The sequence below is a fragment of the Sphingobacteriaceae bacterium GW460-11-11-14-LB5 genome, from assembly GCA_002151545.1.
Classification (GTDB): domain Bacteria; phylum Bacteroidota; class Bacteroidia; order Sphingobacteriales; family Sphingobacteriaceae; genus Pedobacter.
The window spans coordinates 1508524-1531986 of record CP021237.1 but is presented as its reverse complement, the minus strand read 5'-3'; the positions used below and the strand labels follow the sequence as shown (position 1 = coordinate 1531986).

The 23463-nt window shown below is 38.0% G+C and carries 20 protein-coding genes; 7 read left to right on the top strand and 13 right to left on the bottom strand.

Features of this window, described 5'->3' with window-relative positions; all coding sequences use genetic code 11:
* Positions 1-435: 435 nt before the first annotated feature.
* Positions 436-1434, top strand: a complete 999-nt coding sequence (locus CA265_06205; GenBank protein ID ARS39286.1) for a hypothetical protein — start codon at positions 436-438, stop codon at positions 1432-1434.
* Positions 1435-1668: 234 nt separating this feature from the next.
* On the opposite strand, the gene CA265_06200 is transcribed toward CA265_06205, so the two are convergent.
* The 3 genes from CA265_06200 to CA265_06190 form a co-directional block, all read right to left on the bottom strand.
* Positions 1669-2991 (bottom strand): tRNA (N(6)-L-threonylcarbamoyladenosine(37)-C(2))-methylthiotransferase MtaB, encoded by a 1323-nt coding sequence (locus CA265_06200; GenBank protein ARS39285.1) that lies wholly within the window; start codon positions 2989-2991, stop codon positions 1669-1671.
* 144 nt (positions 2992-3135) lie between these two features.
* The gene (locus CA265_06195) at positions 3136-3705 is read right to left on the bottom strand and encodes a 3-octaprenyl-4-hydroxybenzoate carboxy-lyase (GenBank protein ID ARS39284.1); all 570 of its coding nucleotides are present in this window, start codon (positions 3703-3705) and stop codon (positions 3136-3138) included.
* 463 nt (positions 3706-4168) lie between these two features.
* Positions 4169-4798, bottom strand: a complete 630-nt coding sequence (locus tag CA265_06190; protein ID ARS39283.1) for a Crp/Fnr family transcriptional regulator — start codon at positions 4796-4798, stop codon at positions 4169-4171.
* A 286-nt stretch (positions 4799-5084) separates the two neighbouring features.
* Between CA265_06190 and CA265_06185 the strand changes: the two genes are divergently transcribed.
* The gene (locus tag CA265_06185; protein ARS39282.1) at positions 5085-6935 is read left to right on the top strand and encodes a hypothetical protein; all 1851 of its coding nucleotides are present in this window, start codon (positions 5085-5087) and stop codon (positions 6933-6935) included.
* 29 nt (positions 6936-6964) lie between these two features.
* On the opposite strand, the gene CA265_06180 is transcribed toward CA265_06185, so the two are convergent.
* Entirely contained in the window at positions 6965-7180 is a 216-nt protein-coding gene (locus CA265_06180; GenBank protein ARS39281.1) for a hypothetical protein, read from the bottom strand.
* Between the two features lie 295 nt (positions 7181-7475).
* Between CA265_06180 and CA265_06175 the strand changes: the two genes are divergently transcribed.
* The gene (locus CA265_06175; GenBank protein ID ARS39280.1) at positions 7476-7676 is read left to right on the top strand and encodes a hypothetical protein; all 201 of its coding nucleotides are present in this window, start codon (positions 7476-7478) and stop codon (positions 7674-7676) included.
* A 245-nt stretch (positions 7677-7921) separates the two neighbouring features.
* On the opposite strand, the gene CA265_06170 is transcribed toward CA265_06175, so the two are convergent.
* The 6 genes from CA265_06170 to CA265_06145 all read right to left on the bottom strand — a co-directional run bounded on the left by CA265_06170 (position 7922) and on the right by CA265_06145 (position 15559).
* Complete coding sequence (locus CA265_06170; protein ARS39279.1) at positions 7922-8239, bottom strand: hypothetical protein; 318 nt, start codon at positions 8237-8239, stop codon at positions 7922-7924.
* Positions 8240-8560: 321 nt separating this feature from the next.
* Positions 8561-9142 (bottom strand): HPP family protein, encoded by a 582-nt coding sequence (locus CA265_06165; GenBank protein ID ARS39278.1) that lies wholly within the window; start codon positions 9140-9142, stop codon positions 8561-8563.
* Between the two features lie 119 nt (positions 9143-9261).
* Entirely contained in the window at positions 9262-10125 is an 864-nt protein-coding gene (locus CA265_06160; GenBank protein ARS39277.1) for a hypothetical protein, read from the bottom strand.
* 72 nt (positions 10126-10197) lie between these two features.
* Positions 10198-12708 carry a hypothetical protein gene (locus CA265_06155; GenBank protein ID ARS39276.1) on the bottom strand — a complete coding sequence of 837 codons (2511 nt, stop codon included), beginning with the start codon at positions 12706-12708 and terminating at the stop codon, positions 10198-10200.
* A 360-nt stretch (positions 12709-13068) separates the two neighbouring features.
* Positions 13069-13461: a hypothetical protein gene (locus CA265_06150; GenBank protein ARS39275.1), complete on the bottom strand. Its 393-nt coding sequence runs from the start codon at positions 13459-13461 to the stop codon at positions 13069-13071.
* A 112-nt stretch (positions 13462-13573) separates the two neighbouring features.
* Positions 13574-15559, bottom strand: a complete 1986-nt coding sequence (locus CA265_06145; protein ARS39274.1) for a 9-O-acetylesterase — start codon at positions 15557-15559, stop codon at positions 13574-13576.
* Positions 15560-15754: 195 nt separating this feature from the next.
* Here CA265_06145 and CA265_06140 point away from each other — a divergent pair, with 195 nt between their 5' ends.
* Together CA265_06140 and CA265_06135 are read left to right on the top strand one after the other, a co-directional pair.
* Complete coding sequence (locus tag CA265_06140; protein ID ARS39273.1) at positions 15755-16093, top strand: RNA-binding protein; 339 nt, start codon at positions 15755-15757, stop codon at positions 16091-16093.
* Positions 16094-16376: 283 nt separating this feature from the next.
* Entirely contained in the window at positions 16377-17627 is a 1251-nt protein-coding gene (locus tag CA265_06135; protein ID ARS39272.1) for a Na+/H+ antiporter, read from the top strand.
* 271 nt (positions 17628-17898) lie between these two features.
* Here the strand turns inward: CA265_06135 and CA265_06130 are convergent, their stop codons facing one another.
* From CA265_06130 to CA265_06120, 3 genes are read right to left on the bottom strand one after another with little or no spacing between them, the layout of a single operon-like run.
* Positions 17899-19575 carry a sodium transporter gene (locus tag CA265_06130; protein ARS39271.1) on the bottom strand — a complete coding sequence of 559 codons (1677 nt, stop codon included), beginning with the start codon at positions 19573-19575 and terminating at the stop codon, positions 17899-17901.
* Between the two features lie 39 nt (positions 19576-19614).
* Positions 19615-20766 (bottom strand): galactokinase, encoded by a 1152-nt coding sequence (locus tag CA265_06125; protein ARS39270.1) that lies wholly within the window; start codon positions 20764-20766, stop codon positions 19615-19617.
* An 18-nt stretch (positions 20767-20784) separates the two neighbouring features.
* Positions 20785-21840, bottom strand: coding sequence for a galactose-1-phosphate uridylyltransferase (locus tag CA265_06120; protein ID ARS39269.1), 1056 nt, complete (start codon positions 21838-21840; stop codon positions 20785-20787).
* 163 nt (positions 21841-22003) lie between these two features.
* On the opposite strand from CA265_06120, the gene CA265_06115 reads away from it, so the two are divergent.
* Both CA265_06115 and CA265_06110 read left to right on the top strand, forming a co-directional pair.
* A complete protein-coding gene (locus tag CA265_06115) occupies positions 22004-22702 on the top strand; it encodes a DNA mismatch repair protein MutT (GenBank protein ID ARS42904.1) in 699 nt (232 codons plus the stop codon).
* A gap of 127 nt (positions 22703-22829) precedes the next feature.
* Positions 22830-23360 carry a hypothetical protein gene (locus CA265_06110; protein ARS42903.1) on the top strand — a complete coding sequence of 177 codons (531 nt, stop codon included), beginning with the start codon at positions 22830-22832 and terminating at the stop codon, positions 23358-23360.
* Positions 23361-23463 lie beyond the last annotated feature (103 nt).

Here is a 23463-nt window from a genome sequence, read left to right as displayed (position 1 = left end):
CGAAGATAGGAAAGAAAGACCAAAGCTGAAAGATTAAAGAGGAAAGCTTAAAGACTAAAGGAGAAAGGCTTCATGCACAAAGCGGAAAGACCAAACTCGATCATTAATAGCTAGAAAAAGTATGTAAATCTCTTTGTTTTTTTTTGAAAAGAAAGGTTCTGTTGTGATCGGTTAGTACAGTCCTGCGCTCCGCTTTACTGCGTGCCCGCTCCGATCCCTTAGGTTTGAGAAAGATTATCAAAGAATTAAATTTGACAAAGGAAACCTTAAAAGCAGAGGTGAACTATGCTGCGATCCAGACTTACGATCTAGAACCTGTAACAGACCTCTGCTTTTTAGTTGAACAAGAACCATATAGAATTTTAGTCTAGCGGACTATTAAGGGATTCAGTTTTATTCAACTTTAGGATTTCCATTTCACTTAACCGTAAAGTTATGAATTATGAACTATTTGTTGGAATAGATATTTCCAAATCAACCATCGATGTTGCTGTTGTTACACAGGCCTGTTTCGACAAGCCCCTTCACCATGTTTTTAAGAACAGCTATGATGGCTTTGGCCTAATGCTGGAATGGCTTTCCATACATGGTATCGCGCCTAAGAAGGTTCTTTTCTGTTGCGAGCATACAGGTATTTATATCTGCCCCATAACCAACTTTATGCATGCAAATGATTTATCTATATGGGTTGAAAACGGGCTGCACATTAAGCGTTCCATTGGACTTAAACGGGGGAAATCTGATAAGGCTGACGCACAGGCAATCGCAAGCTATGCTTTTTCAAATCAGCACAAAGCCCGTCCTTACCTCCTTCCTTCGGCAACAAGCTCAAAACTCAAACACCTGCTGGCACACCGCGAACAGTTGGTAAGACACCAGACCTCTTTTAAATGCACTTGCTCAGAGCTTAAAGGATTTGATAGGGAGAACGCTGGCTATTGCATAGCCGATAGCCAGGAAATGCTTGCCCTTTACGCCGAACGGATAAAAAAGGTAGATATCGAGTTGGCAGCCTTAATAACAGAGGACCAGGAACTAAACGAACAGTTCAGCCTTGTGCAGAGCGTGCATGGGATCGGAAAGCAGACGGCTATGTTTATCCTGATCCATACTGAAGCCTTCGCTGCATTTTCAGACTACAGAAAGTTTGCGAGCTATTGTGGAATAGTCCCATTTCCACATAGCTCGGGGACGAGTATACGAGGGAGAAACCGGGTAAGCAACCTCGCCAATAAAAAACTAAAGGCGTTACTGACCATGTGTGCGCTAAACACGATAAAAAAAGATAACGAATTCAAACGATACTATGATCGAAAAAAAGCTGAGGGAAAAAACGCTATGTGTGTACTGAATGTGATAAAAAATAAGCTACTGAGCAGAGCTTTTGCTGCTGTTAAAAGAGGTACGCCATACCTCCTGGAGCCTGCTGCATAAATCTAAAGTAATGCTTCTCAGAAAAAAAACTTTTTATTTGCATAAACCATAGAATACAGGTTTATTTAACTTATTACAGTGGTTCTTAGGGAAAATTTTGAAGAAGTAATATCGATTCCATCATCCATCTTACATTTCCCATCTTACATCATCAAAGATCTTTCAACTCCGCTCAGGATGGACAGACAATGGTATTATAGACTTCGGACTGAGGACTTCCGACTAAGGACTAAACTAATGATGTGTGTGAACAGTTTCCAGCTCAGCTACTTCCACTTCTCCATCGGCAGTCATTTCTAAAAGCTTAACCGCTTTCAATTCATTTACCATTACCGGATCGTATTTGGCGCGTACTTTTACATAGTTTTTGGTAAAACCATGCATGTAACCCGATTTCTGATCCGCTTCGAAAAGCACTTCAGCTTCAGTACCCATTTGAGATTCGTAGAAAGCCCTGCGTTTTTTATCAGATAAAATATGAAGCATTTTACTGCGCTCATTACGCTCGCTGCCAGCCACAACACCTTTCATTTCGGCTGCAGCAGTTAATTCGCGCTCCGAGTAAGTAAATACGTGCAGATAAGAAATATCAAGCTGATTTAAGAACTGATAGGTATCCAGGAAATCTTCTTTCGTTTCACCAGGGAAGCCAACAATTACATCTACGCCAATACAACAATGCGGCATTACCTCCTTAATTTTGGCAACACGCTCCACATACAAATCGCTACGATAACGACGGCGCATTAAACCCAAAATTTTATCAGAACCCGATTGCAGGGGAATATGGAAATGCGGGACAAACCTTTTTGAAGTAGATACAAACTGAATGATCTCATTGCTCAAAAGATTTGGTTCAATAGACGAAATACGGATTCTTTCAATTCCTTCTACCTCATCTAAAGCTTTAACCAGGTCGAAAAATTTATCTTCACGCTGGCCATTTCTAATGCCGAAATCGCCAAGATTTACACCGGTCAAAACAATTTCCTTTACACCACCTTCTGCAATCATTTTTGCACGGTTAACCACATTTTCGATGGTATCGCTACGGCTAGCACCGCGTGCTAAAGGAATGGTACAGTAGGTACAAGGATAATCGCAACCATCCTGCACTTTCAAAAAAGTACGTGTTCTATCGCCAATTGAATAAGAGGCAATAAAATTATGATTTACTTTCTCTATATTTTGTTGATGGATAAGGGTTTTCGGCTGCTTGGTTAGATCGGTAATATATTCTACTATCCTGAATTTTTCTGCAGCACCCAAAACCATATCAACGCCTTCTATTTCGGCAATTTCCTGTGGTTTTAGCTGCGCATAACAGCCCACAATGGTTACAAAAGCATTAGGAGAATATTTTAAAGCTTCCTTAACAACTTTACGGCATTTTTTATCAGCATGCTCTGTAACAGAACAGGTATTGATTACATAAACATCGGCCTGGTCCTGAAATTCTACTACGGCATAACCTGCATCGGTAAATAAACGACCGATGGTGGATGTTTCAGAGAAATTGAGTTTACAACCTAATGTATAAAATGCGACCTTTTTCATTGAGGCTGCAAAGATAGGAAATTTGTTCGGAGTTGTTGGTTTTGAGTTTTGAGAACTGACAAATTACAGTAAAATAACAATACAATTGGCAATTTTCAGCCTTCAGTTAATTCGAATTGCAAACTGAACGTTGCGAACTGAAAATTACTTCTCCTGCCACCGGTAACTTTCCTGTTCGAAACCTGCCAGATCTAACACCCTGCTAATTACCGTTCCGGCAACTTCTTCTATCGTTTGAGGCAAACTGTAAAAAGATGGATTGGCGGGGCAAATGATTCCACCCGCTTCAGTTACTGCTTTCATGTTATTGATATGGATTAAGCTAAATGGGGTATCTCTTACTACAGCTATTAATTTCCTCCGTTCTTTTAACACCACATCTGCAGCCCTCGAAATCAAATCGTTCGATATGCCGTGTGCCACCCTACCCAAAGTACCCATAGAACAGGGAATGATAATCATGGTATCGTATTTTGCCGATCCTGAGGCAAAAGGAGCATTAAAATCGTTTTTGTTATAAAAGGTAAAGTCTTTAAAAAGGTTATAATCCTGGTTCCCCAGTTCGAATTGCCAAACCGCTTTTGCATTATCGCTCATCACTACACCAACCGCCTCCATCTGATCTTTTAATTTTAACAACTGGTCAAATAAAACCTTTGCATAAATAGAACCACTTGCACCAGTAACCGCAACAATCACTTTCTTTTTTATCATAACACAAAAATAGTTTTTCTAAATCCATTAAAACAAAAAAGGGCCAGAACATTGTTCTGACCCTACATCTACCTATGAAAAACATACCCTCGAAAGGGTAAGAACAAATATATATAAATTTTTAAAAAAATGTAAGTGAGAAATGTTAAATCGCTTAAATCGAATATTTAATTCAAAAACACAATGTAACATACTGATTACCAAATAAATAATTTTCTTAAAAAATGTATAAAAACTTTTTTTCTGCTTAAAAAGACACCATTTTTAACAAAATAAAGCTTAAGATTGTCTTACAAATCAGTCATAATCACCAAGTAAAGCCCTAATTCATCTTTTCGCTTTTCATTTTATGCTTTAAACTTTACAATTTTTTGATATTGATCTAACATAAAATAAAATCGATTGCATAAAAATATCAAGACGGTTTTTAAAACTTAATCATCTTTACAGGCTTTAAATTTTCTTACACCAAAGCCAATTTCGATCGTACACGGCTTAATGTTTCCAGGCGCATACATAAGAATGAGGCAATATATTTAAGTGGAACCCGATCTACCAGTTCTGGATAGGATTTAATAAAACGGATATACCTTTTTTCTGCGGATTGTAACCTCGAAATGAGCGCCCTTTCGCAAGCTTGTAAATAGTGAAGCTGTGTTACTTTTCGGCCGATATAGTTGGCTATGTGGTAATTTAAGTATAGTTGTTTCGACATGGTATGTGGAATGGCAATGGCCACAACGTCTTCTAAAGCCTGTACATACCCGTCAATGGCTTCATTATTATTCCAAACATTACATACATTTCCTACCAATTCATTTTCTTTCGCAATCCAGGTGGTAATTTCTTTATCCTCATCTTTCATATACCCCCTGGTAATCCCGTTAAGGATGAGGTACACATATTTATCGTGGTGCAACGGGGAAGAAATAAATTTGTTTTTTTTAAAAGTAACCGGAAAAGTTTCGTTGTTGATGATAAATTCCATGTCCGGGGTCAAATCATGAAATGATCTAAAAACGGTAATTAATGGCGAAAAACCATTAAATGGCAACCACTTATCTTGGGTATTATAGTCGTATTCGGGATTCATGATCTTTATCTATTGTGTAACTGCTACTAATATTTATTGAACAACAAACGAAATAATATCTACCTTTTTTTATAACACCTATCTGTCTGAAATGTTTTATGCTTAGCAGACCAGACACATCGCATAAGATCACTAAACATTGAAATACAGCAACTTACAAACAATTAAAAAGGAAATCCACTTACAAGTTATACCTTTTTGTATGATAAATATTATGCCATCTTTAGAATTCGGTTGGCGATTAACTGCCTAACGATTATATTTGGGAAAGTGTCAACTTAAATTTATGATAGATTTAGCCTCTCCATTCTTAAAAGCACTGTTAAAACATTCTAAAAACCCGATAATCATTTTTAAAGTAAAACCGATATTGGTGGTGGTAGAACATAATGATGCTTACCAGGCTTTAATAGCGCGTGTGGGTGGCAAATTAAAATTCTATGATATTAACATTATCCCAAACCTCCTGTCTGATAATGAAAAGGTAGTCCTGGTTAAAACCGTTCAGAAAGTGAGCGACCTTAAAGAAAAGCACACGCTGGTTATTCATCCCATTTATTCTAATTCGCCAAACGTAAAATGGGAATTGGAATTTTCGCCGGTATTACAAAACGATCGTCCGGTTGAATACATCATTTGTTCATTAAGGGAAATTCCATTAGATGAAAACGACCTTGAGCATATCTTATTCGAACTTTCTGAAAGCGAAGCCCGTTTTAGGGGATTTTTTGAACAGGCCCCTTTGGGCATGTGTGTATTAAAAGGTCCGTCGCTTATTACAGAGTATGCAAACGATAACATCTTAAAACTTTGGAATAAAAGCAGAAAAGAAGTAATCGGGATTCCGCAGGAAGAGGCACGACCAGAACTCGAAAAACAGCAGGCACTTGTAGAGCGTGTAAAAGATATTTTTAAAAACGGACAACCTTTAACGCTTAATGAATTAAAGCTTTCTACACCGGTTTCTGACGGCTATTTCATCGCATTTTATGAACCCTTAAAAAACGACAAAAATGAAGTAACCCGGATTTTAGTCATTATTAAGGATATTACCGAGCAGGTAAATTTCAAAAAAGAACTACTTAAAGCTAAAGACATCCTAAAAATAGCTATGGATGCATCGGAAATGGGTTCGTGGAATATCGATCTGGAAAGTAAACAGGTGCTTTTATCCGAAAGGGCGCAACAAATTTATGAACTGGAAAGTAACAGGCTGGGCATAGAAGAAGCCAAATCATTGATCAGTCTGGAAGACATCGGGCATCTTACCAGCAGTATCAGACGTGCATTACATCTCCGGAGTGCTTTTAATGTCGAATACCAAATTAACCTGAACGGCATAAGCGCAAAAAGCAAATGGTTAAGAACGGCGGGAAAAGCTTATTACAATGAAGAAGGAAAAGCCGTTTATATTGCCGGGGCCGTTTTGGATATTACAGAACATAAACAGGATGAAATTAGGAAAAACGACTTTATCGGTATGGTAAGTCATGAGCTTAAAACACCCTTAACATCCTTAAGCGCATACATACAACTTTTACAATATAAGTTTAAAGAGACCGATAACGATTTTACCATTCAGATACTGGATAAGGTAAATGTTCAGTTAAAGCGGATGTCGTTAATGATTGATGGTTTTTTAAATGTATCCTTATTAGAATCGGGCAAAATTTTATTAAACAAGACAAATTTTAACCTTGTTGATTTAATTAAAACCATCGCTGAGGAAAATAGAACTGTTTTACCCAGCCATTTTATCCAGGTGATTGGCTCAGAAGAAATGATTGTATATGCGGATATGGAAAAAATTGGCAATGTGATCAATAACCTGATTGGCAATGCAGCGAAATACTCAAAAAAAGAATCTTTAATTGCCATAAAGTGCGAAATACAAAAAGGTTATGTAATTGTTAGTGTGGAAGATGAAGGCATAGGCATTAAAGAAAATGATATCCCCAGACTTTTTGACCGTTTTTATCGCGTAGAGAGTCCTGACACTAAAACAATTGCAGGATTTGGAGTAGGCCTGTACATTTGTGCCGAAGTAATAGAAAGGCATGAAGGAAAAATTTGGGTAGAAAGTAAATTTGGGGAAGGTTCTACATTTTATTTCAGTCTACCTATATCAAATGATTAATGATATCGTATAAATTTATTGCGAAGTAATTAAGCCCTGATTTCTGCCATTGCTAACTTAACTTTAACAGCTGCTAGGCCATGCTCGCCTAATTCTATTTCAAAAATTACTTTCGAATTAATATTAATTTGACCAGATACGTTATCTAACTGAAAGTGAATATCCTGGCCATTTTCATCAATAATGATCCCATGTCCGTATTCAAAATCAATCTGAGTAACCTCACCCTTCCTCATATCGCCCATTACAGAGTATTTTTTTTTTATAAATAATGGACAATTATAGTCAATTTACGTATAATTAAAAATACATAAATTCATTTTTTTGAACAATTATCAATTTGTTCAGGCAATTTTGATGACTACTAAAACGAATTAACGACACCAGATAGAATCATTCCTCTGTTTTGTTATAAATAAAAAAATTAAGATAAAATTTTAAACAGCTGTTATACAGCTTGTTATTTCAAATAAAAAAATCTATTTTTATAGAACCAAATCGAGCTTGTGCGTGTTACTAACTGAATTAATCATCCCAATTATGAAAAATCTCACCCAAACCCCGAGCCTTAAAGAAGAAATCATCTTATTATCCGAAGAAACAGACCGAAATTATTGGGCAAACCGCTTAGGCGTAAGTTCTGAAGTTTTAAAATCTGCAGTACGGGCAACAAGAAGTATTATGTTAAATCAAATCGCGGCTTATTTAAGCCAGCAAAAAAATAAAATCAGTATTTCTTGATTTTATTTGTCAGTATATATCTGACTAGAAATTTATTTTTCATTTTAGAAAAGTATTAACACTGGCAGGTGCTTTTTGTATTTGACTGGGATTGTTTTAAGCTTTTCATCAATGTACTGGTTCTTTACACACAAAGCAGAAAGCTTTTTATAAACCAGGGCGCTACTGCTAAGTAAACAATTAAATCTAGATAAGAAAGTTCTTAAAGCTTAATTTAAGAACTTTCTTATTTTTAAATGTAACCATTACTTTAATCTACCTGTACAATAAGCTAATAAATGGGCTGGCTCTTTTAAGCTTTTTTTGACGCTTAGACTGTCTTTGATATGATCAACGGCCTTTCCAAGCTTCTCTTGTAAAAGATCAAGCATATCCACCATATTTTCAGGTGCAATGTTTAGTGATAATACGGGATAATATTTATCCTCCAGGTCTTTCTTCTGACCATTCGTTACCAAGTCAAATGTCCATTCTTCGTTTGCCGAAAAACCATATTCATGTCTGGTGTTATTTAGTTCGTACAAAAAATCCTTTGCCTGAGCCCGTTGGTCGCTATTTACCATTTTTACCAGATTTTTTAGCGAAAAGATCAATTTCAGTTTTAACCGATTTACCTTTTCCCGATTGATAATCTGAGGGCGCTTTTTTGTTTACACTTGCCTCTTTCTTTTTGTCTCTACTCATTGCATTAAACAATTACAGTTTCATAAGACCCATCATCATTGCATAAACAATTCGGTGATCGGAATACCCATTTAAGATTAGCGCATACCGCTATGGTAAATCAGTGAGAGAAAAGTGTTGTAATAAGATTACTGATATAACCAAATATACATTTATAATCAGGTATAATCGTCATATCAATATGGTTATCGAGATATATTTTACCTGCGGTAACGGTGCCAGACCCTATACCATTTTTTATTATTGGGGTAACTGCGATGTGAGGTCCTGTTGTTTACCATAATGGCCACCAGAAGTAAAATACTCGCGCCAGATAATACCGGGCATAATACATACAGGTAACCTAAAGATTGGATTTTGGCTGATCCGATGTTGGCTATTAGTGCGGTCGCCCCACCCGGGGGATGCAGTGTTTTGGTGATCTGCATCAATACGATCGATAAAGAAACCGACAAAGCAGAAGATAACCACACTTCGCCGGGAATAAGTTTGTGGATAGTAACGCCTACCAAGGCACAAAGCACATGCCCACCGATTAAATTCCTCGGCTGTGCCAGCGGGCTATTAATGATTCCATAAATAAGTACGGAGGAGGCTCCAAATGAACCGATGAGAAATAAATTATCGTTGGCCGTAAAATATTTGGAATGGAGTAAGCCGATAATGCCAATACCTAAAAATGCGCCTATAAATGTCCAAACGTGTTCTTTAAAATCAACTAAAGTTTCTTTGTAGACAATATATTTTGCTGTTCGAAGGTGTCTTCTTATCCGTTTTCTCATAACCTCATAATGGAGCGCGTGCAAAATTAGCAAAATATTAGGCAGAAGTTGAAAGCTGTTTATACAAAAAAGGGTCGGAAAAATAAATTCCAACCCTTTATATGCTTAATTATTTGCTTTTATTTTTGAGATTGCTCAGGCGCTTTTCCGATCAGATCCATAAACTGATCTAATTTAGGGGTAATGATAATTTGTGTACGTCTGTTTTTCGCTTTTCCACCTGCGGTGGTATTATCGGCAATTGGATTAAATTCTCCACGTCCACCTGCAGTTAAACGTTTAGGATCAACAGCATACTTAGTTTGCAATACCTGAACTACTGATGAAGCACGTAAAGCACTTAAATCCCAGTTGTTGCGGATATTGGTTTGCGCAATAGGCACATTATCGGTATTACCTTCAATCAATACATCGTAGGTATCGTAATCTTTAATAATTTTGGCAATTTTGCTCAGCGTTTCTCCAGCTTTATCAGACACTTCGTAACTGCCTGATTTATATAACATGTTATCGGCTAAAGAGATGTATACTACGCCTTTAAGTACCTGCACATCAACATCTCCGAGTTCTTCCCTGCTTAACGATCGTGTTAAGTTATTCGTTAACACCATATTAAGCGAATCACTTTTATTTTTCGCATTAACGAGTTGTTTGATGTATTTATTTGAGCTATTAATCTCATCAACCAGTTTTGAAATATTAACATTTCCCTGGCTACTAGAATTTAAACATTTGTTCAAAGCATCTTGTAATGCGGTTACATTGGCTTTTTCTGATGCGATTTGCTCCTCTAAACTTTTAACCCTACTGGTGCTGCCACTAAGCTCACGCTGGCTGTCCTGGTATTTATTGCTTAACTCCTGATTTCTTTCTCTCAGCTTTGCATAAGTATCCTGCAGTTCGGCATATTTCTTATTGCTTACACAACCTGCAGCGAGTGCAAGGGTAAAGAGTATTATGGGTATTGATTTGTATAATTTCATAATTTACTTTATTTATTGATAATACATTAACAAATTCCTTGCCGCAATGTTTAATATCGCCTTGCGCTGACGTTAAAAAGCGTTAATCTTCACTAAATCGAAACTTGCCAATGCTTTATATGTTCTTAATCCTATACTACCGGAGTGGTATTGATTATCTGTTGCAGAAAGAACGGGCTGAGCTGATCCGTTTATAAAAATATCAAATTTATCTCCCTTCGCCACTATCTTTAAGGTATACATTTTGTTCATTTCAACAGGATATTTTCCTGAACTGATCACCGTCCATTTTTGCCCGCCTGCTTTCCCTAATACTACCGTTCCATTAAGTTGATCCAAACCCACGTAATAGCCTTCGTAAGCATCTGGACCAATTGCCGGATGAGAAACCCTGAACATTAAACCTGCATCGCCTGCAGTATTGATTTTAACATCCGCCTGATAAGTAAAATCTTTAAAGTCTGTTCCATTAGCCACATATTTAGATCCATTTATACCATAACCACCAGAACCTGCGTTGGATGCCGCGTTAACCTGTCCATCTTTCCAAAACCAGCCACCACCATAAAAAACCCAGTTGCTCGCCATTCCTTGATCAAAATTTTCAACCAAAGTTTTATTTATTTTTTTTGGCTGACCGATGACAGGAAAACAGCTTAACCGTATATTTTCAGATCCGTAAGGTACCAGGGTAATTTCTTCCACTTTTTCGGCAGATGCAATTGGACTAAAGGGCACATCAAAAGCGGCCACCTTATTGTAGCTTAGGCTCCATGATGGAATCTTTTTTGCCCGAACCTTCAATTTAACCGGTGCATTTTCTGCAATGAAAGGGTTTTCTGGCATTGTGGCGCTCACCACACTCACCTTACTTAAATTACCTCTATCCAGTACCAAACCATAGTTCCATGCCGATTCAGGACGGATTTCGTAATCTGTAAAGCCAGCAACTGCATGTGTTTTGGTGACCTTATTTACGGCCTTAATTTCCAGGGCATAAACCATAGGGCCGCGTTCTACACTTACCGAATTGTTTACTTGCAGCTGGGTGGTAACCTGCATCGGAAAATCCACCTCTAACTGATCCTGATCTTTCCATTCACGGGCTATGGTAAACATTTCTCCTGCTTTTACGCCTTTTAATATTGTTCCATTTAATTTTATTCCTGGTTTTACACTCCAGGCCGGGATCCTTAAAATCAAAGGAAAGGATACAGAACTGGTAAGTCCTATTTTTAACCTGATCTTTTCTTCGAAAGGGTAATTGGTTTCTTCAGTAATTTTAATTTTTTTGTTCCCGGCTACCACAGTTTCTATTTCCATCGGGCCATAGGTAATGACCGCCAATCCCTTTTCAGGAGTAGCCACTACACTGCTTTTTACAAAATAAGGCCAGCCCATGTGCATATTATAGCGGCAGCAGCCATAACCTGAATAGGGACTAGAAACGATCCCTGAGCTATAATCCTGATTAAAGCCATGCTCTCCATGAATACTTTGAACCTGATTCGGTAATGTATAATACGAATGGTTTTTAAAATCCCGGCTAAATTGTGCCGGCAAAGCATTAAAAGCTATTTTTTCCAGCTGATCGCCAATTTTCGCATCATGAATAACCTTTGCGGCAGTTTCTAAACTCTGCATCCATTCTACCACAGTGCAGGTTTCTACACCTTCTATACTGCTGGTACCCGCCAGGAATTCAGTTCCAGAGCCTAAACCTTCCGGCTGCCCGTGGTCGTGCATAATGTGCGCGACGCCTTTAGAAAGTGCTTCCAGATTAGCAGGAAGATCCTGAAGTTGTGCATAAACCACTGGAAATTTTAGGGCCTGCGCCACATTAACCATATGTTTAGGTTGAAAATCATCACCGAAAAAGTAAAATCCGTTGTTACTATAAATATCTATCCAGGGGTAAGCCTGTTGTTTTAACTTTTCTACCAGCTTTAATAAATCCTGATCACCGGTTTTGTTGTAAAGCCAAATGGCTATTTCCATATTATCGCCGGCTCTTGATTTAGCCCATTCTTTTAATGGATCAGCATCGAGGTTGTCGAGTTCGTATTTAAAATATTTGGAGAGAAAGGGAATAACCCTTTTATCATTTGTGGCTTCGTAATAGCTTTGTAAAGCATACATCATTGGCATGCGCGGCCACCAATCTTTCATTTTCGGTGGACCGAATAATCCGTTGGCTTGTTGATTGTTCAACGTCCAATCGATATACTTTTGTGCTTTCGCTTTCAGCATAGGATCATCCAAGGTATAAGCCAATGCCACTAAACCTTTAACATAATAAGGTACCCGCTCCCATCCGTTTCCATCGCCCCCCAGCCAATCGGAATTTTTGCCGAGATTATCTTTTTCCGGGTATAGCGCTTCTGCCATTCCTGTTGCACCGTCTCTTTGCTGTTCCAGCTGCTTTAACAACCATCCTTTGGCTTTAATGCTGCCTATTGGTAATTGCACATAAACATGTTGTTTTAGGGGTGCCTTATTGAACTCCGTTAAATGCTGAGCATTCGAAGTATAAATAGATAGACAGGAAACCAGCAGATAGACTGAAGCAAATATTCTTTTCATAAAAGGATTATTGGTTAGACAATATTTTATAAAAATAATAAATATGGGCGAATATTAAAACGATTTAGTAACCTAGATTCAAATAATTACAAAACGATATTCAGTTGGGCTAATGCAAGTGCAAACGGTGAGTATAAAAAATTGAGTGATAAAAAATTATACAGTTAGCAAAGCCGGAGGTTTACACCAAGATTGTGATATATGCCTGTTTTTAGCGCGTCGTGCTCAGCACTGGCCTGGTTCGCCCATCAGGTTTTTGGTGGAAACTGAGATTAGTTCTATATTAGATTCAGAGAGCGTTAATTTAGAATCGGGGGATAGCCATTGGTTATTCCCCGTTCTTATTTTTAAGCAAATATTTTATATTGAAATGCTTGTACAGCTGGCAGAAATTACTTTCCATTCTTCTTTCACTTTGCCCCAAACCCTTAACCATTGATATTTGCCGTTCAGCAGTAAATCGGCATAATTTCCTTTAATAAAAAGGCTTGCAGAAACAATAACAATAGATTCAAAAACACGTATTTCCCGCTTGGATACATTGATTTTGGTAATTTTTATCCTGCCGCTCCGGTAAGCATCCAGGTCCATCTCTTTATCCAACACATTTCCATACTGATCGTGAAAGAGCATCCCATCGGCAAACAATAAATCGAGTGTGTTCAGGTCTGTTTTTTTAAACCCATCTAATAATTTTTCTTCCAGGTCGGCAATCAGGAGAATGGTTTCCTGGTCTGATAAGGTATTTGGCATAATTTCCGGTTAGCCAGTAAAAATATAAAGTAAGCCACAAAGAATAGTGCAACTTTAAATATTGCCTGCATTGCACGGATTTCACCTCACATATTGCACAAATTTTTATGAATTACTTTTTCGCAAAGGTAATGCCCTGCCAGGTATCTGTTCTGAATGGTGATGCCGGCAGGCCATCGTTACTCACCAGGTTACATAGGGGATTATTTCCCCATGCATAACGAACGGCAACAGGATTGGCCACCTGAGGGCTACTTACTATAATCTGATTGCCCAGGATGCTGGCTTTGGCCCAATAAAATTTCTTATCTGCCCCAGCGATGGCGAAACCTGTTAGTGCTTCACCATCCGCAGTTTTTAATCCGTTTTGGCTATTACCAAAGGTTAAAAGGATCTGTTTTCCTTCAATTTTATTTGATTGATAAACCGGGCCAGCATAGTTTATTTTTTGGCCATAGGTTTTAGCCAGCGCAATTAATGCCAGTCTTCTGCCCACCTCCTGTTTATTTTTGGGGTGGATATCTTTTGCATCACCAATATCAATAATAGTTGCCATGCCTGTATTTGGCAAAGCAAGTGTTTTTTGCTGTGCCTCCCTAAGCTCTGCCCATGCAGATTCTACTGGTGTTTGATCAATCTGCATAAAATTTGCCAATTGAACAAAATAGAAAGGAAAATCACCCTGCGCCCATTTCTGCCGCCAATCTTTAATCATCGTTGGAAATAATTCGCGGTATTGGTAAGCCCTGTCGGCATTACTTTCGCCCTGGTACCAGATAGCTCCTTTAATGGAGAATTGCTGGTAAGGGTGAACCATGGCATTATATAAAACGGTTGGTCGGTTAGGGCCATTTTCTTCGGAAGGTTTAGGCTCAATATTTTTAAAATCCAAACCTATTTTATATTTCCACTCACCAGCTAAGGAAATTTTATCTGCAGCACCATTTGTTAAATTTAAATCTTTAGTGTCATCGTATAATCCACCGCCTCCCCCACTATCAAAAACCCTGACAGTGATGGTATTTTCACCAACTTTAAGCAAGTTAGCCGGTATAGTATATTTTCTTTCAATGTTATAACCTACCGTTTCGCCAACTTTTACACCATTTATAAAAGTAATGTCGTTATCATCAATGGTACCCAAATTAAGCTTTGCCCCATCCCTTTTCCAGTTTTCGGGAATTGTAATCTTTTTTGTAAACCAAACCACACCATCAAAATTTTTAAGCGCTGCATCTTCCCACAAGGTTGGCAAAGTCATATTTTTCCAGCTGGCACTTTCTGTTAATGCCCATTTCATCTGCCCGTCTTGATTACCTGAATCTTTATCGTTAGTGATTTTAACCCACTTGTATAACTTTTCTTCGTAAGAAATTGTTGATGGATTTTTAGCTGATTGCTGAATCTTATCAACTGCAGCTGAGAAATCCGCCATCTTTTTTAACGATTCGGCACTTGTCCACGCTTCAGCAATTGTTCCTCCCCACGAGGTATGGATCAGTCCAATCGGAATTTTGGTTTTTTCATACACTTCGCGTGCAAAGAAATAAGCCGTTGAAGAAAACTCCGCAATATACTTAGGGCTACATTCCTGCCAACCACCATTAGCCACTTTGGCATCATTAAGCGGAAAATTACTGGTTACATGCTCTGCCTGTAATAAACGGATATTTGGATATTGAGCTGCTTCAATTTCTTTTTCACTATTGAGGATTTTGCCCCAGCCTGCCAATGGCATTTCCATGTTCGATTGTCCGGAGCAGATCCACACATCGCCAATTAATACATTATTGAGCACCAACAATTCTCCATCTGATATGGTGATGGTATAGGGCCCTCCATAACCAGGCGTTGCCACTTTAATTTTCCAATTACCACCGGCATCGGCAATAGCGCCATAATTAATTTTATTCCACGAAACCGTTACTTTAACTGCTTTACCCGCATCAGTTTTACCCCAGATTGCTGCATTGGTTTTTTGTTGTAAAACCATGTTATTGCTAAAAACTGAGGGCAATAAAATTTTAGCGTGTATAAACTGAGAGGAGAAAAGTAAAAACGCGATGAGAAGTATAGATTTTAACCTGGGGATGCTCATATTTTAACCTATTATTTGATGATTAGAAAGCGAATGTACATTTTCTGATGATCAACATCAATATATATGCCTGCTCTTCACAAATTTATGATAAAAATGAGGCAAAATTCATACAATTAGTTTGGGTAAGAACATCATTTTGCTTATTTTGCAGGTCTAAAAGAACAGCTCTGGATTTAAGATTTATTGACCCAAATGTTCTCTCAAATTAAAGAATTAATGGTTAAGATTTTCATAGGTGGCCTTCCTGACAATATCCAGGAGATGGATTTGGCAATATTGGTTAGCCTTCATGGCAGGGTAGAAACAATTAAAATTGTTCGCGACAGGGCGACGGGCAAATGTAAAGGATATGCTTTTTTGGAAATTTACAGTCTTCCAGATGCTAAAAACATTGTATCAACCTTAAATGGCGAAACTTTTAAAGGGAATGTCATTACAGTTAAAATATCTGAAGAGGAAAGCGGTGTTCAGGCAGCAAAGCCAAAAGCCAACCAGGCTTTTAAAAGTAAAAGACCCCGGTTACAGCGTTAGTTTCTGATTAAAGCTTGCCTTTGTTATAATTTTCCAGTTTTTTTTTAAAAGAGATACTGCCTCGTTTCAGCAATTAATTTAGCATTTTTTTGTTGACCATTAAGAATTGAAGAACATGAAGGATTTCTTCATTAAATTTAAATGTACTAATCGCAGTAGAATTCCAGGCATCCTCCACGTTTCATCGGTAAATTTATTTTGATCAGAAACTTTTTAATTCAGTTCTAAACCTATATTTTGCATTAAGTGTTTCGACATTTATTAAAAAACGCGTTTTGCAGATATGGAAAATTATGCCATTGTAATATTTATTTTAGCGGTGATGATTGGCCTTTCTGCTATCGCCGATCGAATTAAAATCCCCTATCCTATTTTATTGATTATAGCTGGAATTGCAGTGGGTTTTGTACCATCTTTACCACCAATTGATATTAATCCTGAAATTATATTTTTGATATTCCTACCGCCATTGCTTTACGATGCTGCCTTTAATATCTCATTTAAGGAATTTAAAACCAATATCAATACCATATTTGCACTTGCCATTACGCTGGTTTTTATCACCGCTATTGGTATTGCTGTAGTGGCGCATTATATGATTCCGGGGATGAGCTGGCCGGTATCTTTTGTATTGGGCGCCATTCTTTCGGCTACTGATGCGGTTGCGGCGATGAGTATTACCAAAGGACTCGGTTTATCGCACAAAACCAACACCATTTTGGAGGGTGAAAGTTTAGTTAACGATGCTTCTGCACTGGTAGCCTATCGTTTTGCTGTTGCCGCGGTAACCGGAACAGCCTTTGTATTTTGGAAAGCATCTCTCGAATTTGCCCTTTTAATGGCTGGAGGATTCTTAATCGGCGTGGTGATGTCGAGAATTTTGGCATTTATCATTAAAAGGATCCACAACAACCGCCTGGCAACCATTAGCTTTATGTTGTTGATGCCTTTTGTTACCTATTTAATTGCGGAACAAGTACATGTTTCGGGGGTTATTGCCGTGGTTATTTTAGGATTGGGCATATCCAGGTTTAGCAACAAGGTATTTCCGGAGCAGCTTAAAAATCAATCGAAAAACATCTGGGACATTATTATCTTTTTATTGAACGGCCTGATTTTCATCTTAATCGGTTTACAGTTCCCTTATGTATACAAAAATATCAACAGTACAGATATTCTCCCTTATATTGCTTATTCGCTGGTGATTACCATTGTAGCTTTGTTACTGCGGATGGCACGTGTTTTCCTGCAAAAATTTAATCTTCAAAAAGCTTTTCAAAAAGGGAAACACCGCATTACAGAAGACGCATTGCTCGATTTCAAGAACAGTCTGATTATCAGCTGGTCGGGAATGAGGGGTATTGTTTCACTGGCCATTGCCATTGGATTACCAGCTACCTTATCGGATGGCAGTGCATTTCCACAACGAAATGCCATTATATTTATATCCGTTGTGGTGGTCCTGTTTACCCTGATCGGACAAGGACTTACTTTACCATGGTTGGTAAAAAAACTGGCTACTGAAGAGGATTAATGGCTAGTTCTTAGCGCAAGTTATAAAGCCATCGTCAATTTAAATTGTTTTACAGGAAAGATGCTGAAATAAATTCAGCATGACGATTACAAGAGAAAGTTGTCTTCCTGAACTTGTTTCAGGACCTTTAGGACGGCATACTTCATTATTAAGGATTTAAAACATTAAGGTTTAAATTTAGAAGCGGGCACAGTCTTCAAGAAGCACATTTAAACAAAAAAGGGATTAAATCTGACGATTTAATCCCTTTTTCATTGCTATAATTTATGATTTACCAATATACACTGTAAAGTGCAACCAATAATCCGATGATAATTAAAGCACCTACTGCAAAACTGGTAGAAGTTTTAAACATCTTCGCATCAATTGCCAATCCTTTTGCTTCTGCTTCAGCTTTGTTGCTCAACATACTGATGATGTACATACCAATAATACAGAATACAAATACAAAGCCCATACGATCCAAGAATGGAATTTCATAAACGCCTGCTGCGTTTTTAACAGAGAAACCCATACCCGATAACCAGGAAAGATCGGTAAGGTTAGGTAAGAATTTAAGTAAAATCGATAAGCCGAAACCGCCAATGGTAGCGAATAATGCAGCAGTTGAAGTTGTTCTTTTCCAGAAGAAACCTAAAATAAACATGGCAAAAATACCCGGAGAAACAAAACCTGTATATTCCTGAATATATTGGAAACCACCTTTTTTATCGATTCCTAAATGTGGTGCAATTAATACGCCAAGAATCATCGCTACAATGATCGAAATTTTACCTGTAGTTACCAGGTTTTTCTCTGTGGCATCAGTTCTTAATACTTTTTTATAAATATCTAAAGTAAAAATAGTTGCAATACTGTTTGCCTTACCAGCCAAAGAAGCTACAACCGCAGCGGTTAATGCGGCAAAGGAAAGCCCTTTTAATCCGGCAGGAAGTAAATTTAACAAGACCGGATACGCACGATCTGGGTTTACAGCTCCATCCTGAAGCATTTCTGACTGAAAGGCACCATCTTTAAATAAAACATAAGCGGCAATACCCGGTAATACGACAATAATTGGCATTAATAATTTCAAGAATGCCGCGAAAAGAATACCTCCACGGGCAGTCTCCAGGTTAGCACCCAAAGCACGTTGCGTGATGTATTGGTTACAGCCCCAATAGTTTAAGTTCACAATCCACATACCACCTACCAGCACACTTAAACCTGGTAAATCGATATAATTTTCGTTCTCTGGCTTTAGAATCATGTGGAAATGCTCAGATGCTTTTGAAGTCATTAAGCTATAACCTTCGAAAATACCTGTTGTGCCATAGTGGGTAGATACAAGGTTTAAAGCTAGATAAGTCGTGGCCAAACCACCCAGAATGAGGAAAAACACCTGGATCACATCGGTATATCCAATAACTTTCATTCCACCTAGTGTAATGATAATGGCAAAACCTGCAATGGCGTACATGCAGAAACTGAGATCGAAACCAGAAATACTGCTTACTGCTAAAGCACCTAAGTAAAGAATAGAGGTTAAGTTAACTACAACATAAAGTAATAGCCAGAAAACAGCCATAATCATGGCCACTGTACCATTATAACGCTGATGCAAAAACTGCGGCATGGTGGCAATTTTGTTTTTCAGGTAAACCGGAATGAAAAATACCGCGACTACCACTAATGTTGCTGCGCCCATCCATTCGTACGTTGCAATGGCAAGACCCATTTTAAAACCTGATCCGCTCATACCGATAAACTGCTCGGCTGAAATATTCGAGGCGATTAACGATGCGCCGATAGCCCACCAGGTTAAAGAGCCTTCAGCAAGAAAATAATCTTTAGAACCCGTAGATTCAGACTTTTTCTTATTGTAAATGTAGAGCCCGTAAGCGGCTACAATAACGAAGTAGATTGCAAATACAATGTAATCCTTCGTGTCTAATAAGTTGTTTTTCATTGATTTATTTTGGTTAGTATAACTTGGGTTGTTTAAATTTTAATTGAATAAACTGGTTCCGTTATCGGTTTGAACAGTGTAGGAATCAAGTTTGAGCCCGAATTGCAATAAATATTTTGAAGATAACTCTTCGACTAAATCAGCAATTTTTTCTTCTTTCACAATATTGATGGTACAACCACCAAAACCACCGCCCATCATTCTGGCACCCAGCACATAATCTAATGGTTTAACCGCTTCAACCAGAAAATCCAATTCTTTACAACTTACTTCATAATCTTTGCTTAAACCTTCGTGTGTTTCGAACATCAGTTTACCTAAAGCTTGTAAATTACCGTTCTCCAACTGTTCAGCTGCTGTTAATAAACGCCCGATTTCTTCTACTACAAAACGGCACTTATTATACACTTCTAAGTCCATTGGCTTAACATAGGTTTCTAACATGGTTAAGTCTACATCACGAAGGGTACTTACATTTGGATAATGCGCTTTTACCCAGGCTACACCTTGCTCGCACTGTGATCTTCTTTTGTTATAAGCCGAATCGGCTAGTGCATGTTTTACATTGGTATTTAAAAGCAAAAGTTTATAACCATCCAATTTTAAAGGAATGTAAATATGTTTCATCGATCGGCAATCGAGCATAATGGCTTGATCCTTCTTGCCAAATACCGAGGCAAACTGATCCATAATACCGCAGTTAACCCCGGCAAAAGTTTGTTCGGCTTTTTGTGCAATTAATGCGATATCCATCCTGGAAACAGAAAGCGAAAAAAGTTGATCGAGTGCAAATCCGGTTGCACATTCTACAGCGGCCGATGAGGATAAACCCGCGCCCAAAGGCACATCGCCATCGATATAAAAGTTAAAGCCACCCAGCTGGTAACCTCTTTCCTTTAACTGATCGGCAATGCCTAAAATATAGTTTGCCCAGCTATTTTCTGATTTCTTTAAACTGTTTATCGATGAAATATCAAACTGCTGATAGCTCTCTGAAAATAAATGTATTTCATCGTCTCCTCTTTTTGATATGGCGACATAAATGGCCTTATCAATAGCAGCAGGCATTACAAAACCACCATTATAATCGGTATGTTCTCCAATAATATTGATCCTTCCCGGCGAACGCACCAAAATAGGCTCAGCGTTGAAAAGTTTTTTAAATGTATTTTTTAAATGTTGTGCATTCATTATTTAATATTTTTAGTTTTAAACCTTGCTGATTTTATAGTGTGTTGCAGACATTTCTTTTAAACGGTTTGCGGCAAACTCAGGGGTAATATCACGTTGAGGATTGGCCAACATCTCATAACCCACCATAAACTTTTTAACTGATGCCGAGCGCAATAATGGCGGATAGAAATGCATATGCCAATGCCATTCAGGGTAATAGCCATTATTTACCGGCGCCTGGTGCATGCCGGCAGAATATGGAAAAGAAGTTTCGAACAGGTTATCATATTTGGTTGTTAATACCTTAATGGCTTCAGCTAACGATTCCTTTTCGGCTTCTGTAAACAACCTAATGCTATTTACATGGCGTTTACTAATAATCATCGTTTCGTACGGCCATACCGCCCAGAAAGGAACAAGCACGGCAAAATGATCGTTTTCGAATATAATGCGCTCCTTTTTCTTCTGCTCTAATTTAAGGTAATCGGATAATAAGCTCCTTTTATGAATAGCATAGTAAGATTTCTGGCGTTCGGTTTCTTTGGCGATTTCCAATGGAATATCGCCCTGCGACCAGATCTGACCATGCGGGTGTGGATTGCTACAGCCCATTATTTCGCCCTTGTTCTCAAAAATCTGGATGTATTTGATCCAATTGTTTTCAGCCAGGCTGTTAAATTCGTTCTGCCAAACATTTACCACAGCAGTTATTGCTTTAACACTCATTTCGGGAAGTGTAAGGTGGTGTTTGGGGCTAAAACTGATTACCTTACAAAGTCCCCTCTGATTACTGGCTACCAATAAATCATGTTCATTCATATTACCGGCTGGTGTATCTTCAAGCAGCGCGGCAAAATCATTGTTAAAAACAAAGCTTTCGGTATATTCCGGATTGCTATCGCCATCTGCCCTACTATTACCCGGACATAAGTAGCATTTAGGGTCGTATTCCGGGCGATTATCTGGTGTGACGTCTTCAACCTTACCCTGCCAGGGCCTTTTGGTACGGTGCGGAGATACTAAAACCCATTCGCCGGTTAAGATATTTAACCTGGTGTGTGGATTACTGTCGAGTTCGAATGTTTGGTTCATCTTCTTATTTTCAATTGGTTAGAAACACGAAAGCTATTTTAGCTTAGCTTATCTACGCCGCTAAAATATAAAATAATTATTAATTGTCAAAATGACAATTAATAATTATTTTTATATTCGTGAAAATTTGAACATATTAAGCCCTTTAAAATCCCGGATAAAAATGATTGAATATTCCAGACAGCCACATTATCTTGTTGCCGTTGACTGCATCGTATTTGGATTTGATGGAGAACATCTTAAAATTCTATTGGTTAAACGAGGTTTAGAGCCCGAAATAAATAAATGGAGTTTAATGGGCGGTTTTGTAGGTGCTGACGAAAGCCCGGATGATGCGGCAAACAGGGTACTTAAAAAAATGACCGGTTTAGAAGGCGTTTACCTGGAGCAGATGCAAATATATGGAGAGCCTGCCCGCGACCCTATTGAACGCACGTTATCTGTTGGCTATTTTGCTTTAATTGATATACATAAATATGAAACACAGCTGAATGACGATTATGAGGCCGAGTGGTTCCTGATTAATGACAGGCCAAAACTTATTTTCGATCATGACCAAATGGTTGCTGATGCCAGAAAAAAACTAAGGTATAAAGCTGCCCTTCATCCTATTTTGTTCGAGATGCTGCCGAAAAAATTTACGATCCCACAATTGCATATTCTTTTTGAGGAAGTAAATGATACTAAGATTGATACCAGAAATTTCAGCCGTAAAATTACCTCTACCGGACTATTGATTAAGATGGCTGAAAAAGACAGAACAGGATCTAAAAAAGGGGCATTTTATTTTAAATTAGATAAAAAGAAATACCATGCTAATTCGCAGGCCTTCTTAAACTTAATGCCAAATTTAAAGGTTTAAATGTTTGTTAAAATTTAAAAATCAGTTTCAGAAATATAACTTCTTCTAAAAAACGTCGTTATAGCTGTAATCATTTATTAGTATGTTTGGGCAACAAACACACAATAAACTTAAATTAATTTTAAACATGAACATTACCAAAAACCTTTTATTTAGTACGCTCCTAGCTTTGTTTACCCTTACCATGTATGCTTGTAAAACAAAAAAACTGGTTGCAAAACCAGTGCCGGCACCTGTTGAGAAACCAGCACCTCCGGTAGAAGAGAAAAAAGCAGCACCTGCACCGGAGAAAGAAGAAACCCCGGCTCCCGTTGAAAAGCCAAACTTTAATTTAGATAATATCCAGTTTGAGTTTAATTCTTTCGTACTTAAAACATCATCATTCTCTATTTTAGATAAAGCTGTTGCGGATATGAAAAAATCGCCAAACACAAAATTCATTCTTAATGGCCATTCATCTGCCGAAGGCACACCAGAGCACAACATGCAACTTTCTGTTGACCGTGCAAACGCAGTAAAATCGTACTTCATAAACGCAGGTTTAAGCGGAAATAATTTCACAGTTGTTGGTCATGGCGAGAAAGAGCCGATCAGCAGCAATACCAGCGAAGAAGGCAGAATACTGAACAGAAGGACTGAAATAAAAGTTCAGAATTAATTCTTTTTAAAAAAAACAACAAAAAGAGCCATGGTTTAATTTCCATGGCTCTTTTTGTTTCGAATAAACGTATCAGGTTTTAAAAACCTGATACGTTTACACA

Bases quoted from the DNA above. Each gene is read 5' to 3' on its own strand.
- CA265_06205 (ARS39286.1), top strand. From the start codon at position 436: ATGAATTATGAACTATTTGTTGGAATAGATATTTCCAAATCAACCATC.
- CA265_06200 (ARS39285.1), bottom strand. From the start codon at position 2,991: ATGAAAAAGGTCGCATTTTATACATTAGGTTGTAAACTCAATTTCTCT.
- CA265_06195 (ARS39284.1), bottom strand. From the start codon at position 3,705: ATGATAAAAAAGAAAGTGATTGTTGCGGTTACTGGTGCAAGTGGTTCT.
- CA265_06190 (ARS39283.1), bottom strand. From the start codon at position 4,798: ATGAATCCCGAATACGACTATAATACCCAAGATAAGTGGTTGCCATTT.
- CA265_06185 (ARS39282.1), top strand. From the start codon at position 5,085: ATGATAGATTTAGCCTCTCCATTCTTAAAAGCACTGTTAAAACATTCT.
- CA265_06180 (ARS39281.1), bottom strand. From the start codon at position 7,180: ATGGGCGATATGAGGAAGGGTGAGGTTACTCAGATTGATTTTGAATAC.
- CA265_06175 (ARS39280.1), top strand. From the start codon at position 7,476: ATGAAAAATCTCACCCAAACCCCGAGCCTTAAAGAAGAAATCATCTTA.
- CA265_06170 (ARS39279.1), bottom strand. From the start codon at position 8,239: ATGGTAAATAGCGACCAACGGGCTCAGGCAAAGGATTTTTTGTACGAA.
- CA265_06165 (ARS39278.1), bottom strand. From the start codon at position 9,142: ATGAGAAAACGGATAAGAAGACACCTTCGAACAGCAAAATATATTGTC.
- CA265_06160 (ARS39277.1), bottom strand. From the start codon at position 10,125: ATGAAATTATACAAATCAATACCCATAATACTCTTTACCCTTGCACTC.
- CA265_06155 (ARS39276.1), bottom strand. From the start codon at position 12,708: ATGAAAAGAATATTTGCTTCAGTCTATCTGCTGGTTTCCTGTCTATCT.
- CA265_06150 (ARS39275.1), bottom strand. From the start codon at position 13,461: ATGCCAAATACCTTATCAGACCAGGAAACCATTCTCCTGATTGCCGAC.
- CA265_06145 (ARS39274.1), bottom strand. From the start codon at position 15,559: ATGAGCATCCCCAGGTTAAAATCTATACTTCTCATCGCGTTTTTACTT.
- CA265_06140 (ARS39273.1), top strand. From the start codon at position 15,755: ATGTTCTCTCAAATTAAAGAATTAATGGTTAAGATTTTCATAGGTGGC.
- CA265_06135 (ARS39272.1), top strand. From the start codon at position 16,377: ATGGAAAATTATGCCATTGTAATATTTATTTTAGCGGTGATGATTGGC.
- CA265_06130 (ARS39271.1), bottom strand. From the start codon at position 19,575: ATGAAAAACAACTTATTAGACACGAAGGATTACATTGTATTTGCAATC.
- CA265_06125 (ARS39270.1), bottom strand. From the start codon at position 20,766: ATGAATGCACAACATTTAAAAAATACATTTAAAAAACTTTTCAACGCT.
- CA265_06120 (ARS39269.1), bottom strand. From the start codon at position 21,840: ATGAACCAAACATTCGAACTCGACAGTAATCCACACACCAGGTTAAAT.
- CA265_06115 (ARS42904.1), top strand. From the start codon at position 22,004: ATGATTGAATATTCCAGACAGCCACATTATCTTGTTGCCGTTGACTGC.
- CA265_06110 (ARS42903.1), top strand. From the start codon at position 22,830: ATGAACATTACCAAAAACCTTTTATTTAGTACGCTCCTAGCTTTGTTT.